Here is a 12,501-nt window from a genome sequence, read left to right as displayed (position 1 = left end):
AGCCCGCCACTGCCATACTACGGGCTACCCCATGCCCCCTCGAATCGAGCGACTGCTGCCCTTCCTGCGCTGGCCGCGCCCTTCGGCGGCGCTGCTGCGTGGCGAAGCCATGGCGGGGCTCGCCGTCGGCTTGATGGTGATCCCGCAGGGCGTGGCCTACGCGCAACTGGCCGGAATGCCGCTGGTGACGGGCATCTACGCCTCGATGCTGCCGGCGCTGGCAGCGGTGCTCTTCTCGGCTTCGGCGCGCCTGTCGGTGGGGCCGACTGCGCTGACAAGCCTGCTCATCTACGCCTCGCTCAGCCCGCTGGCTACGCCGGCCAGCCCTGAGTGGGTGGAACTGGCGGTGTGGCTGGCGCTGTTGTCGGGCGGGCTGCAGGTGGTGCTGGGCGCAGCACGCTTCGGCTGGCTGCTGAACCTGGTGAATTCGCCGGTATTGATGGCGTTCACGCAGGCGGCGGCAATCCTGATCATCAGCTCACAGCTCCCGGCGCTGCTGGGCTTTCGGGTCGGCTGGGCGCAGATGCTGCAGACGCCATCGCTGCACGGGGTAGCGGCGGCTTTCGGGTTGGTGGCGCTGGCGCTGCTGATGCTGGCGCGGCGCTGGCGGCCGACCTATCCAACAGTGCTGGTCATCGTGGTGGCCGCGGCGGCACTGAGCTGGGCGATGGGGCTGGAAGCCAATGGCGTCGCCGTGGTCGGCCCGCTTCCCGGGGGGTTGCCCGCCACCTACCTGCCCGGTTGGCCGGGCTGGCAGATGTTGGGGCAACTGGTGCTGCCGACGCTGGTGATCACGCTGGTGAGCTTTCTGGAAACGGCTGCCAGCGCCAAGGTGGACAGCCAGCGCAAGGGCGAGCGCTGGGACCAGGACCAGGACCTGATCGGCCAGGGCCTGGCCAAGATCGTTTCGGGCTTTTCCGGCGCGTTCGCCACCAGTTCGTCGTTCTCGCGCTCGGCGCTCAACCTGTATGCCGGCGCGCAGACCGGCTGGGCCACGGTGTTCTCAGTGGTGGTGGTTCTGGCGGCGCTGCTGGTGTTCACGCCCGTGCTGCGCCATGTGCCGCAGGCAGTACTGGCGGCCATCGTCGTCGCGGCGGTGGTCGGCCTGCTGAAGCCGCGCGAGTTCCTGCGGCTGTGGCATATCTCGCGCGTCGAGGCCTGCATCGCGGCGATCACCTTCGTCATCACCATCGCTGCGGCGCCGGCGCTCTACTGGGGCGTGCTGGCCGGGGTGCTGATGGCGCTGTCGTACTTCCTCTACCAGCGCCTTCATCCGCGCATCATCGAGGTCGGCCTGCACGCCGACGGCAGCCTGCGCGACCGCCACCTGTGGCAGTTGCCGGCGCTGGCGCCGCTGACCTACGCGCTGCGCATGGACGCGGCGCTGGACTTCGCCACCGCCAGCCAGTTCGAACGCAACGTGACCGAATACCTGACGGCGCATCCATCGACCCGCCATGTCTACCTGCTCGCGCAACCGATCAACCGCATGGACGCCACCGGCGCCGAGGCTTTTGCGCGCCTGATGACGCAGTTGCAGCAGCGCCGCGTGACGCTGCACATCAGCGGCATGAAGCTGCCGGTGGAGCAAGTGCTGCAGGCGGTCGGCGCGCTGGCGCCGCATCCACTGCTGCAGCTTTATCGGACCGACGCCGAAGCCGTTGCCGCGCTGAAGAAACTGGCCGAGAAAAGCCATCCCCTGCCCGCCGACCTGCCGGCGGCGGCGATCTGAAACGGGATAGCCGGGTACGCGGCATCCACCGCGCGGGAAGCGGTGCGATCAGGCGTGGCCGACGATGCTGGCGGTGGCCATCAGCTCTTCCAGCAGCGCCATCGAGACCTTGCCCGACACCGTGTACGGATCGAGTTCCGCGCGCTCGGAATACTTCAGCAGCACGCTGGCATTGACGCGACCGACATCGACCAGGCCCATGGTCCAGCCGCCGAAGCGGCGCTCGAGGATTTCCTCGTAGTGCAGCAGCATCACGTCGGTGTGGCGCGGATCGCGCTGGATGGTGCCGTACAGGTCGCTGATGACCTGGCGCCAGCCCTCGATGGCCTGCATGAAGACGCCGCCGCCGTAGACCAGAATGCCGGTCACGCCCTGCTCGTGGTTGTGCTGGCGGGCCGAGTTCAGGATGCTATCGATGGCCGATTGCGTCGGGTCGACTGCGCGGCTGGTGTAGAGCAGGCGGACAAGCATGGTCAAGCCTTCTTCGGAATGAGCGACAGGAACTCGCGCCGCAGGTTCATGTCCTTGAGGAACACGCCGCGCATCACCGAGTTGATCATCTTGCTGTCGAGGTCCTTCACGCCGCGCCAGGCCATGCAGTAGTGCGTGGCCTGCATCACCAGCGCCAGGCCGTCCGGCTTGGTCTTGGTCTGGATCAGGTCGGCCAGCTGCACCACGGCCTCCTCCTGGATCTGCGGCCGGCTCATGATCCATTCGGCCAGGCGCGCGTACTTGGACAAGCCGATGACGTTGGTGTGCTCGTTCGGCATCACGCCGATCCAGAGCTGCCCGACGACCGGCACGAAATGGTGGCTGCAGGCCGAGCGCACGGTGATCGGGCCGACGATCATCAGCTCGTTCAGGCGCTCGGCGTTGGGAAACTCGGTGATGGTGGGCGGCTGGCGGTAGCGGCCCTTGAACACCTCGTTCAGGTACATCTTGGCGATGCGGCGCGCCGTATCGGCGGTGTTGTGGTCGCCGTCGGTGTCGATCACCAGGCTGTCCAGCACGCCCTGCATCTTGCCCGACACCTCGTCGAGCAACTGCTCGAGTTCGCCCGGCTGGATGAACTCGGCGATGTTGTCGTTGGCGTTGAAACGCTTGCGCGCGGCCTCGATGCGCTCACGGATCTTGACCGACACGGGCGTGCCCTCGTCGGCGTCGGCGCAGGTGGCGGGCAGGTCGGGTTGCGGCTTCATGAGAATGCGCGATGGTAGCAGCAATGCCCCGGCAAGCCGGGCCGGCCAGCCGCGGTGCCGTCGGCGGCGCTCATGAGGCCGCCAGCTGGAACTCGGCGATCAGCGGCAGGTGGTCGGACATGCGGCTCCAGACACGGCCGCGCGGCACCGCCAGGCTGAGCGGCTGCATGCCGCGCGCGTAGATGTGGTCGAGCTGCGCCACCGGAAAGCGCGACGGGTAGGTCAGCGTGCGCGGCCCCTCGAACACCTCCAGCGAATCCATATGCAGCAGGCGCCGCACGCGCGTGCCCCAGTCGTTGAAGTCGCCCGCCACCACCACCGGCGCCTGCAGTGGAATCTCGCGCGCGATGTAGCGCTTGAGCTGGTCGGTCTGGCGCACCCGGCTGGCCGGCATCAGGCCGAAGTGCACCACGATCACGTGCACGCTGACACCGGCGATCTGCACCTCCACATGCAGCAGCCCGCGCTGCTCGAACCGGTGATCGGACATGTCCTCGTGCCGGTGCCCGATGATCGGCCAGCGCGACAGCAGGGCATTGCCGTGTTCACCGTGCTTGGTGATCGCGTTGGTGCAATAGACCGATTCGTAGCCTTCCGGTGCCAGGTACTCGGCCTGCGGCAGCTTGGGCCAGCCGCTGAAGTGATCGGCTTCGCGCCGGTTCAGCGAGCGCACTTCCTGCAGGCAGACGATGTCGGCGTCCAGCGTCTCGATCGCCAGGCCCAGGTTGTGGATCTCCAGCCGGCGTGTCGGCCCCAGGCCCTGCACGCCCTTGTGGATGTTGTAGGTGGCCACGCGCAGCACCGCGGGGCGGTCATCGAGAAGCACCGGACCGGTCGTCATGCCGCGCCCCCGGCGGAGAACTGCGGCAGCAGCAGGCAAGCCTCGGCGTTCGATGGCGAGAAACAGCGGTCGGCGGCCTCGCGCCAGGGCAGCCAGACGTACTGCGTGTGCTCGCGCGGATCGAGCCGCACGCCGATCCCGGCCCGCACCCGCAGGCCGAACACGTGCTCGGTGTTGTGCGTGACGCCGGGCGCGTAACGCGCCGCCCAGCGCGGATAGATCGGGTACACGTTCTCCAGTTGCCAGTCGGTCAGGCAGCAGTCGTCGCAGCGCGCGTCGATGCCGGTTTCCTCGCGCACCTCGCGCACGGCGGTCAAATGCAGCGGCTCATCCTCGCTGTCCTTGCTGCCGGTGACCGACTGCCAGAACTCGGCGTCGGTATCCGCGCGGCGCAGCAGCAGCACATCCAGCGCCGGCGTGTGGATCACCACCAGCACCGATTTCGGGATCTTGTAGCGTCGGACTTCCAGCATTGCGCGTGCCTCGCGACACGTTCCATCCGCGTCGCCCGGGCGGCAGCCTACAGCAGCTGACGCATGAACGCATTGACCATCGGCCGTACCCTCCGGAACAACTGCCAGCCCGACCAGGCGCGCAGGCCCAGATTGATGGTCGCACGCGGCCGCGCCAGCACGGCGCCGGCCAACGCGGCGCCCACCAGCAACACCAGCGTCTGGTTGCCGCGCACCGTGCGCACGCCATCGCGCACCCGGTCGGCGGCATTGAACGCCGGCCGCATCACGCGGCTGCGCCCTGCCAGCTGCTCGCGCAACTGGGCCGAGCGCAGGCGCAACTGCTCGCGCCGCGCTGCGAGGTCGGTATGTGGCTCCTCGGGCTTCATGCGCGCAGCCGCTCCTGGTCACGCCGCAACTCGTCGCGGCTGGCAGCAAACATGCGAAAGCCCTGCCGGGCCTTATGCCGAGCCAGCAGGGCCAGCACGATGCCGCCGCCGAGAAACAGCGTGGTGAAGATGCCGAGCGCAACCAGTCGGTGCGTGTCCCACAGCAGCACGGTCAGAAAAATACTGAGAAAGATCAGCCCGAAACTGACGAACACCACCGCCAGCGCACTCGTCACCGCCAGCCAGGTCAGGCGCGAGAGCTCTTCCCGCGCCTCAACCGTGAACAGCTCGAAGCGGACCTGCGCCAGCTCGATGACATCTGCGAACAGGCCGCGCACTTTCGCCGAGGTGCTGGCTTCGCTCGATATCCCGCTCATGGCTCGTGCTACCCAGGCCGGCGCAACAACCGGATCAGCGGCGGCCGAGCAGCACGCCGATCAGCATGCCGATGGCGGCGGCGGCACCGATGGAGGACCAGGGGTGGTCGTGCACGTATTCGTCGGTCACGGCGGCGGCGCGGCGGGCGCGCTCACGCATCGCCGCATCGGCATCGGCCAGGCGCTCGCGCGCGACCAACAGGTTCTCCTTGGCGCGCGCGCGCAACTCGGTGATCTTGCTGTCGGTCTGGCCGGCGGTGGCGGCCAGCAGATCCTCGGCATCGGACACCACGCGGCGCAGATTGGTGACCAGCTGTTCCTTGGTTTCGGCGGCCGAATCGGCCAGATCAGAGTAGTTCATGAGGGTTCTCCTTGAGCGACGAATTGATCGTAACAGAGCCCATCAGCAGCCTCGCGTAGGACGGCGCCGCTGCGCATCGGAATCCAGCCGGGCGAGCCTGGCCGGCACGGCAGCAGCCCATGCCGGCCGCAGCCGCGCCCGGTCCTGCGCCGGCGCTGCCTGCACTCTCTTCCCGAAGGGAGAAGAGGAAGAAGCGGGCCTGCCGCTTTAGGAAGCCGTGACGCTCACCGGGTTGCGCAGCCGGATGTGCAGCTCGCGCAACTGCTTCTCGTCCACCGGACTGGGCGCCTGGGTCAGCAGGCACTGCGCGCGCTGGGTCTTGGGGAAGGCGATGACGTCGCGGATCGACTCGGCGCGGGTCATCAACGTCACCAGGCGATCCAGGCCGAAGGCCAGGCCGCCATGCGGCGGCGCGCCGTACTGCAGCGCGTCGAGCAGAAAGCCGAACTTCTGCCGCTGCTCCTCGGGACCGATCCGCAGCGCCTCGAACACCTTGGCCTGCACCTCGGCGCGGTGGATACGCACCGAGCCGCCGCCCAGCTCCCAGCCGTTCAGCACCATGTCGTAGGCCTTGGCCATGCACTTGCCCGGGTCGGTGTCCATGACGTTCTCATGGCCGTCCTTCGGGCTGGTGAACGGATGGTGCATCGCATTCCAGCGGTGCTCGTCCTCATCCCATTCGAACATCGGGAAGTCGACCACCCACAGCGGCGCCCAGCGGTCCTCGAACAGGCCGGCCTTCCTGGCGAAATCGCCGTGGCCGATCTTCAGGCGCAGCGCGCCGATGGCGTCGTTCACCACCCGGGCCTTGTCGGCACCGAAGAACAGGATGTCGCCGCCCTGCGCACCGGTGCGCTCCAGGATCGCCGCGATCGCCGTGTCGTGCAGGTTCTTGACGATCGGCGATTGCAGTCCCTCGCGCCCTTTCGATGCGTCGTTGATCTTGATCCAGGCCAGACCCTTGGCACCGTAGATCTTGACGAACTCGGTATAGCCGTCGATCTCGCCGCGGCTGATCTCGGCGCCACCCGGCACCCGCAGGGCCACCACACGGCCGCCCGGCGTGGTGGCCGGGCCGCTGAAGACCTTGAAGTCGACGTCGGCCATCACATCGGTCAACTCGGTGAACTCGAGCTTGACGCGCAGGTCCGGCTTGTCGGAACCGAAGCGGTGCATGGCCTCGGCGTAGGGCAGCACCGGGAACTCGCCCAGGTCGACGTCCATCGTGGTCTTGAACACCTGCACGATCATGCGCTGGAACAGTGCGCGGATTTCCTCCTCGCCGAGGAACGAAGTCTCGATGTCGATCTGCGTGAACTCGGGCTGGCGGTCGGCGCGCAGGTCCTCGTCGCGGAAACACTTGGTGATCTGGTAATAGCGGTCGTAGCCGGCCACCATCAGCAGCTGCTTGAACAGCTGCGGCGACTGCGGCAGCGCGAAGAAATGGCCGTCGTGCACGCGGCTCGGCACCAGGTAGTCGCGTGCGCCCTCGGGCGTGCTCTTGGTCAGCATCGGGGTCTCGATGTCGACAAAGCCCTGCTCGTCGAGGAACTTGCGCACCGCCATGGTGACGCGGTAGCGCAGCATCAGGTTGTGCTGCATATAGGGCCGGCGCAGGTCCAGCACGCGGTGCGTCAGGCGCGTGGTCTCGCTCAGGTTGTCGTCGTCGAGCTGGAACGGCGGCGTCACCGAGGGGTTGAGCACCGTCAGCTCGTGGCACAGCACCTCGATCCTGCCGCTCTTGAGGTTGTCGTTGGTCGTGCCCTCGGGGCGCGCGCGCACCAGGCCCTTGACCTGGATGCAAAACTCGTTGCGCAGGTCCTCGGCGGTCCTGAACATCTCCGGGCGGTCCGGGTCGCACACCACCTGCACGTAGCCCTCCCGGTCGCGCAGATCGACGAAGATCACGCCGCCGTGGTCGCGCCGGCGGTTGACCCAGCCGCACAGGGTGACGGTCTGGCCGATCAGTGCCTCGGTGACGAGGCCGCAGTAGTGGGAGCGCATGGACATGGAGAGGGATCGCTTCTAATAAATGGGAAAGACTCAGAGTTCCGGCCGGGCCGCCGTCGGATCCACCATCGGATGCGTGGTCGGCGCTGACGGCGTGGGCGCCGGCGGGTTGCGCGGGCCGGTCACGCCCGGCACCTGCGGCGTCGGCAGCGGCTCGCCCGGGCGCGGCTCGCGCAGCGGCGGCACCACCACGCCCATCGAGATGATGTATTTGAGCGCCTCGTCGACGCTCATCTTCAGCTCGACGATGTCGGCGCGCGGCACCATCAGGAAGAAGCCCGAGGTCGGGTTGGGCGTGGTCGGCACGTAGACGCTGATGTAGTCGCCGTCCAGGTGGCGCGCCACCTCGCCGCCCGGCTTGCCGGTCAGGAAGGCGATGGTCCAGGCGCCCTGGCGCGGGTACTGGATCAGCAGCGCCTTCGAGAACGCCTGCCCGGAACCCGAAAACAGCGTGTCCGACACCTGCTTGACGCTGGAATAGATGCTGCGCACCACCGGGATGCGGTGCATCACGCGCTCCCACTGGCGCAGCCACCACTGGCCGAACATGTTGGCCACGAACACGCCGGTGCCGAGCACCACGATGCCGACCAGGATCACGCCCAGGCCGGGAATGTGGCGCAGCCGGTCGGTCAGCCCACCCAGGCCCGGAATCATCGCCTCGGCCGCCGACAGCACGCCGAGGAAGATGCCGTCCAGGATGCCGACCAGCCACAGCAGCACCCAGGCCGTGATGCCCACGGGCAGCCACACCAGCAGGCCGGTGATGAAGTACTGGCGCAGGCGGTGCATCATGGGGGCGGCAGCCGGGCGCGCGGGGCGTCAGCTGCCGGACGAGTCGGAGCCGCCGCCCGAAGCCGGTGCGGCCGGCGCGGACGCCGGTGCCGCGCTCTCGGACTTGGCGCTGCCGCCGTCGGCAGGCGGCGACGACGCCGCGCCCTTGCCGGCCGCGCCACCCTTGTTGCCGTCGCGGAAATCGGTCACGTACCAGCCGGAACCCTTGAGCTGGAAGCCGGCGGCGGTCAGCTGCTTGGAGAACGTGGCTTCGCCGCAGGACGGGCACTGCGTCAACGGTGCATCGGACAACTTTTGCAGCACATCCTTGGCAAAGCCACAGGAAGCGCACTTGTAGGCGTAAATGGGCATGGCGGCAGCCGGGGCTGGGCGCGCCCCGGAAAAACCCTTAATTATAGGCGGCGCCCCGTCTTGGCGCCGACCGTCGGCCGGCCTCGGATCAGGCCAGGCTGCCCTCGCGAGCGCCTTCGTGGCTGCCCTCGTAATGGTGAACGTGGCCCTTGTGGTCGGGCAGCCACTGCGGCGCCAGCGATCCGCCCACCATGCCGGCGATCGCCGCCAACACGCCGGCCAGCTGCTGCGGGAAGGCTTCATGAAGCATCGGGCTGGCCACCCACAGTAGCCACACGCCGATGCCCAGCACCACCGCCAGCAGCGCGCCCTGCGAGGTGGCGCGCTTCCAGTAGACGCCGAAGGCCAGCGGCACGAAGGCGCCCACCAGCGGCACCTGGTAGGCGCCGGCAACCAGTTCGTAGATCGACGAGCCCTCCATGGTGATGGCATAGGCCAGCACGCAGAAGGTGAACACCAGCACGCTGATGCGCATGGCCTTCAGCGTCTCGGCATCGCTCATGCCGGGGCGCAGATTGCGCAGGATGTTCTCGACGAAGGTGGTGGCCGGCGCCAGCAGCGTGGCCGAGGCGGTGGACATGATGGCCGACAGCAGCGCGCCGAAGAACGCCACCTGCAGCACGATCGGCATGTGGTCCATCACCAGGCGCGGCAGCACCTTCTGCGGGTCGTCGGCGATCAACTGGGCCGCCTCGGGCATGACCATCAGCGCCGCGACGACGATGAACATGGGCACGAAGGCGAACAGGATGTAGAGCGTGCCACCGATCACCGGGCCGCGCTGGGCGGTCTTGACGTCGCGCGAGGACATCACGCGCTGGAACACGTCCTGCTGCGGGATCGAGCCCAGCATCATGGTGATGCCGGCGCCGATGAAGAACAGCCACTCCTTGGCGCCGCCGGTGGGCCAGAACTGGAACTTGCCCTCGCGTGCCGCGTAGTCGATCACCTTGTCGGCGCCACCGGCCATGTTGCCGGCGTACCAGGCGATGGCCAGCAGGCCGATGGTGATGACGATCATCTGCACAAAGTCGGTCAGCGCCACCGACCACATGCCGCCGTACAGCGTGTAGACCAGCACCACCAGGGTGCCGATCACCATGCCCCAGGCCATGCTGATGGCACCCTGGCTGAGCAGATTGAACACCAGGCCCAGCGCCGTGACCTGCGCGCCGACCCAGCCCAGGTAGCTGAAGATGATGATCAGCGAGCACAGCACCTCGACCACGCGGCCGAAGCGCTGGCGGTAGTAGTCGCCGATGGTGATGATGTTGCGCAGGTACAGCTTGCGGGCGAAGAACAGGCCCACCAGCACCAGGCACATGCCGGCGCCGAACGGGTCCTCGACGATGCCGCCCAGGTTCGATTCGACGAAGGTGCCCGGCACGCCCAGCACCGTCTCGGAGCCGAACCAGGTGGCGAAGGTGGTGGCGATGACCACCGCCAGCGGCAGGCTGCGGCCCGCCACCGCGTAGTCGGCCGTGTTCTTGACCCGCGTCGCCGCGTACAGGCCGATGCCGATCGAAATCAACAGGTACACGATGATGAAGCTGATCAGCACGGGCGGTTCCTTCCACGCTCGGATGGCAAATCTGGACGCGCGATTATCCTTGCAATCACTTGCGCCGGAATCGGGGACTGCCCGCGCCGCGACCAGCGTGTCCGAACGGCCGGATCAGCAGGCGATCATGCCGACGGCCGGCGGCCGACCGAGGGCGGCGCGCAGGCCCTCAGAAGACCTTCACGCGCACGATCAGCTGCATCACGATCAGGCCGAGCACGAAGCCGATGCCGCCGTAGACGATCTTCTGCAGCAGGCCATTGGTGCGGCGCTGCTGGCGCACCAGCTCCTGCAGATCGGCGCGCAGATCGTCGAGCGGGCGCTGCCGCAGGTAGCCGTGCAGCAGCCGCGGCAGGTCGGGCAGCATCTTGGCGTAGTACGGCGCCTGCTCCTGCAGCTCGCGCAGGAAGCGCTTCGGGCCGATCTGGTCGACCATCCACTTTTCCAGGAACGGCTTGGCGGTGTTCCACAGATCCAGCTCGGGATCAAGCTGGCGCCCCAGACCCTCGACGTTGAGCAGCGTCTTCTGCAGCAGCACCAGCTGCGGCTGGATCTCGACGTGGAACCGGCGCGAGGTCTGGAACAGCCGCATCAGCACCATGCCGAGCGAGATCTCCTTCAGCGGACGGTCGAAGTAGGGCTCGCAGACGCTGCGGATCGCCGACTCCAGCTCGTCGACACGGGTATCGCGCGGCACCCAGCCGCTTTCCACGTGCAGCTCCGCGACGCGCTTGTAGTCGCGCCGGAAGAAGGCGGTGAAGTTCTGCGCCAGGTATTCCTTGTCGACCTGGGTCAGCGTGCCGACGATGCCGAAGTCGAGCGAGATGTAGCGCCCGAACGTGGCCGGATCGACGCTGACCATGATGTTGCCCGGGTGCATGTCGGCGTGGAAGAAGCCGTCGCGGAACACCTGGGTGAAGAAGATGGTGACGCCGTCGCGCGCCAGCTTGGGGATGTCGATGCCGGCATCGCGCAGGCGCTCGACCTGGCTGATCGGGATGCCGGCCATGCGCTCCATCACCAGCACGTCGGCGCGGATCAGGTCCCAGAACATCTCCGGGATCAGCACCAAGTCCAGCCCCGCCATGTTGCGCCGCAGCTGGGTGGCGCTGGCGGCCTCGCGCACCAGGTCGAGCTCGTCGTGCAGGTACTTGTCGAACTCGGCCACCACTTCGCGCGGCTTCAGGCGCTTGCCGTCGGCCGACAGGCGCTCGACCCAGACCGCCATCATGCGGATCAGGCTCAGGTCCTGCTTGATCACCTTCAGCATGCCCGGCCGCAGCACCTTGACGGCGACCTCGCGCTCGCGCCCGCTGGCATCGGTCAGGGTGGCGAAATGCACCTGCGCGATCGAGGCGCTGGCCACCGGTTCACGCTCGAAGCTGGTGAACAGTTCGGCCAGCGGCTTGCCGAACGAACGCTCGATGGTGGCGATGGCGACATCACCCGGGAACGGCGGCACCTGGTCCTGCAGCTTGGCCAGTTCGTCGGCGATGTCGGGCGGCAGCAGGTCGCGCCGCGTCGACAGCACCTGGCCGAACTTGACGAAGATCGGCCCCAGCTTCTGCAAGGCCTCGCGCAGGCGCTGCCCGCGCGGGGCCGACAGATCACGCCCGATCGACGCGATGCGCGCGATCACGCGCAACCAGGGTTTCTGGAAGCTGGTCAGCACCAGCTCGTCCAGACCGTAGCGCAAGGACACCCACACGATGTAGGCGGCGCGCACGAAACGCGTCATCTGCCGGCCTTGTCCTGACCCGGCAGCTTGCTGACGAAGGTGCGCAGGGCCTGCGCGACGCTGCGGCCGATGTTGGCCACCGTGTGCGCCGGCGCGTCGCCGATCAGGCGCGACAGGTCTTCCTCGGCGTCCCAGCGCAGCTGCTCGACCAGCCAGTTGACCTCGGCGGCGAACTGCACGTCGCCCTCGATGCGCACGCCCGGCTTGTCGCCGCGCACCGCGTTGCGGGCCAGCTCCAGCGGCGACGTGTCGGTGACGGTGAGCAGCAGATCCGGCTCGGCCACCGGCGCCAGTTCGCACAGCCCGGCCGGCGTGACGCCCAGCTGCAGGTGGAAATCACGCCACTGCAGCCGCACCACCCGCCCCTGCTGGCGCTTCAGGCGCGTCTGCGCCTCGGGCTCCTGCATCAGCACATGGTTGATGAACAGCACCAGCCGGTGCTGCACCTCATCGACCAGCCAGCCGGGCGCCTTCAGGTTCTTCGTCAACTGGCCGAAGGCATCGGCCAGCAATGAAAAAGGGGACTGTGTTGCCATGGTGCCCGATTATTGATGACAAATGACGCGGCTTCGCCGCACGACGTCGCTGGCGCTTCGATAACGGCGGCTGTACCACCATGAAAAAGCGCCACCCGGAGGTGGCGCTTCGCTTGTCGGTCATCGACGCCGCGCAGCGGCGAGGTCATGTCGGGCCGC

14 protein-coding genes are annotated in these 12,501 nt (G+C 67.8%); 1 reads left to right on the top strand and 13 read right to left on the bottom strand.

All coding sequences use genetic code 11. The features are described from left to right. The first annotated feature begins 31 nt into the window (after positions 1–31). Positions 32–1,732: a SulP family inorganic anion transporter gene (locus tag PK606_RS04135; RefSeq protein WP_324561005.1), complete on the top strand. Its 1,701-nt coding sequence runs from the start codon at positions 32–34 to the stop codon at positions 1,730–1,732. Between the two features lie 48 nt (positions 1,733–1,780). On the opposite strand, the gene PK606_RS04130 is transcribed toward PK606_RS04135, so the two are convergent. From PK606_RS04130 to PK606_RS04070, 13 genes are all read right to left on the bottom strand, one after another. Next, positions 1,781–2,203 (bottom strand): BLUF domain-containing protein, encoded by a 423-nt coding sequence (locus PK606_RS04130; protein ID WP_324561003.1) that lies wholly within the window; start codon positions 2,201–2,203, stop codon positions 1,781–1,783. Between the two features lie 2 nt (positions 2,204–2,205). Further along, positions 2,206–2,931 carry a GTP cyclohydrolase I gene (gene folE, locus PK606_RS04125; RefSeq protein ID WP_324561001.1) on the bottom strand — a complete coding sequence of 242 codons (726 nt, stop codon included), beginning with the start codon at positions 2,929–2,931 and terminating at the stop codon, positions 2,206–2,208. 70 nt (positions 2,932–3,001) lie between these two features. Further along, positions 3,002–3,772, bottom strand: a complete 771-nt coding sequence (locus PK606_RS04120) for an endonuclease/exonuclease/phosphatase family protein (RefSeq protein ID WP_324560999.1) — start codon at positions 3,770–3,772, stop codon at positions 3,002–3,004. Continuing rightward, positions 3,769–4,245: a dihydroneopterin triphosphate diphosphatase gene (gene nudB, locus PK606_RS04115; RefSeq protein WP_324560997.1), complete on the bottom strand. Its 477-nt coding sequence runs from the start codon at positions 4,243–4,245 to the stop codon at positions 3,769–3,771. The genes PK606_RS04120 and nudB overlap by 4 nt, the downstream gene beginning before the upstream one ends. A gap of 47 nt (positions 4,246–4,292) precedes the next feature. Further along, positions 4,293–4,613, bottom strand: a complete 321-nt coding sequence (locus tag PK606_RS04110) for a YqjK family protein (RefSeq protein WP_324560995.1) — start codon at positions 4,611–4,613, stop codon at positions 4,293–4,295. Next, positions 4,610–4,990 (bottom strand): phage holin family protein, encoded by a 381-nt coding sequence (locus PK606_RS04105; protein WP_324560993.1) that lies wholly within the window; start codon positions 4,988–4,990, stop codon positions 4,610–4,612. Before PK606_RS04105 ends, PK606_RS04110 begins: the two co-directional genes overlap by 4 nt. Before the next feature lie 34 nt (positions 4,991–5,024). Next, positions 5,025–5,351, bottom strand: a complete 327-nt coding sequence (locus PK606_RS04100) for an ElaB/YgaM/YqjD family protein (RefSeq protein WP_324560991.1) — start codon at positions 5,349–5,351, stop codon at positions 5,025–5,027. A 207-nt stretch (positions 5,352–5,558) separates the two neighbouring features. Further along, positions 5,559–7,361, bottom strand: a complete 1,803-nt coding sequence (aspS, locus tag PK606_RS04095) for an aspartate--tRNA ligase (RefSeq protein ID WP_324560989.1) — start codon at positions 7,359–7,361, stop codon at positions 5,559–5,561. Positions 7,362–7,394: 33 nt separating this feature from the next. After that, positions 7,395–8,156: a DUF502 domain-containing protein gene (locus tag PK606_RS04090; protein ID WP_502920783.1), complete on the bottom strand. Its 762-nt coding sequence runs from the start codon at positions 8,154–8,156 to the stop codon at positions 7,395–7,397. 27 nt (positions 8,157–8,183) lie between these two features. Continuing rightward, positions 8,184–8,507, bottom strand: coding sequence for an FmdB family zinc ribbon protein (locus tag PK606_RS04085; protein ID WP_324560987.1), 324 nt, complete (start codon positions 8,505–8,507; stop codon positions 8,184–8,186). Between the two features lie 88 nt (positions 8,508–8,595). Further along, entirely contained in the window at positions 8,596–10,068 is a 1,473-nt protein-coding gene (locus PK606_RS04080) for a high affinity choline transporter 1 (RefSeq protein WP_324560985.1), read from the bottom strand. 169 nt (positions 10,069–10,237) lie between these two features. Then, complete coding sequence (gene ubiB, locus PK606_RS04075; protein ID WP_324560983.1) at positions 10,238–11,806, bottom strand: ubiquinone biosynthesis regulatory protein kinase UbiB; 1,569 nt, start codon at positions 11,804–11,806, stop codon at positions 10,238–10,240. Beyond that, a complete protein-coding gene (locus PK606_RS04070) occupies positions 11,803–12,342 on the bottom strand; it encodes a ubiquinone biosynthesis accessory factor UbiJ (protein WP_324560981.1) in 540 nt (179 codons plus the stop codon). Before PK606_RS04070 ends, ubiB begins: the two co-directional genes overlap by 4 nt. Positions 12,343–12,501: the final 159 nt, after the last annotated feature.

This window comes from Ottowia sp. (assembly GCF_035444425.1).
In the GTDB taxonomy this organism is placed as follows: domain Bacteria; phylum Pseudomonadota; class Gammaproteobacteria; order Burkholderiales; family Burkholderiaceae_C; genus Ottowia.
Note: the sequence above shows the minus strand (reverse complement) of the source record. Positions and strands in the feature narration are given on the sequence as shown.

Bases quoted from the DNA above. Each gene is read 5' to 3' on its own strand.
- nudB (WP_324560997.1), bottom strand. From the start codon at position 4,245: ATGCTGGAAGTCCGACGCTACAAGATCCCGAAATCGGTGCTGGTGGTG.
- PK606_RS04070 (WP_324560981.1), bottom strand. From the start codon at position 12,342: ATGGCAACACAGTCCCCTTTTTCATTGCTGGCCGATGCCTTCGGCCAG.
- PK606_RS04090 (WP_502920783.1), bottom strand. From the start codon at position 8,156: ATGATGCACCGCCTGCGCCAGTACTTCATCACCGGCCTGCTGGTGTGG.
- PK606_RS04110 (WP_324560995.1), bottom strand. From the start codon at position 4,613: ATGAAGCCCGAGGAGCCACATACCGACCTCGCAGCGCGGCGCGAGCAG.
- PK606_RS04120 (WP_324560999.1), bottom strand. From the start codon at position 3,772: ATGACGACCGGTCCGGTGCTTCTCGATGACCGCCCCGCGGTGCTGCGC.
- folE (WP_324561001.1), bottom strand. From the start codon at position 2,931: ATGAAGCCGCAACCCGACCTGCCCGCCACCTGCGCCGACGCCGACGAG.
- ubiB (WP_324560983.1), bottom strand. From the start codon at position 11,806: ATGACGCGTTTCGTGCGCGCCGCCTACATCGTGTGGGTGTCCTTGCGC.
- PK606_RS04130 (WP_324561003.1), bottom strand. From the start codon at position 2,203: ATGCTTGTCCGCCTGCTCTACACCAGCCGCGCAGTCGACCCGACGCAA.
- PK606_RS04105 (WP_324560993.1), bottom strand. From the start codon at position 4,990: ATGAGCGGGATATCGAGCGAAGCCAGCACCTCGGCGAAAGTGCGCGGC.
- aspS (WP_324560989.1), bottom strand. From the start codon at position 7,361: ATGTCCATGCGCTCCCACTACTGCGGCCTCGTCACCGAGGCACTGATC.
- PK606_RS04100 (WP_324560991.1), bottom strand. From the start codon at position 5,351: ATGAACTACTCTGATCTGGCCGATTCGGCCGCCGAAACCAAGGAACAG.
- PK606_RS04085 (WP_324560987.1), bottom strand. From the start codon at position 8,507: ATGCCCATTTACGCCTACAAGTGCGCTTCCTGTGGCTTTGCCAAGGAT.
- PK606_RS04135 (WP_324561005.1), top strand. From the start codon at position 32: ATGCCCCCTCGAATCGAGCGACTGCTGCCCTTCCTGCGCTGGCCGCGC.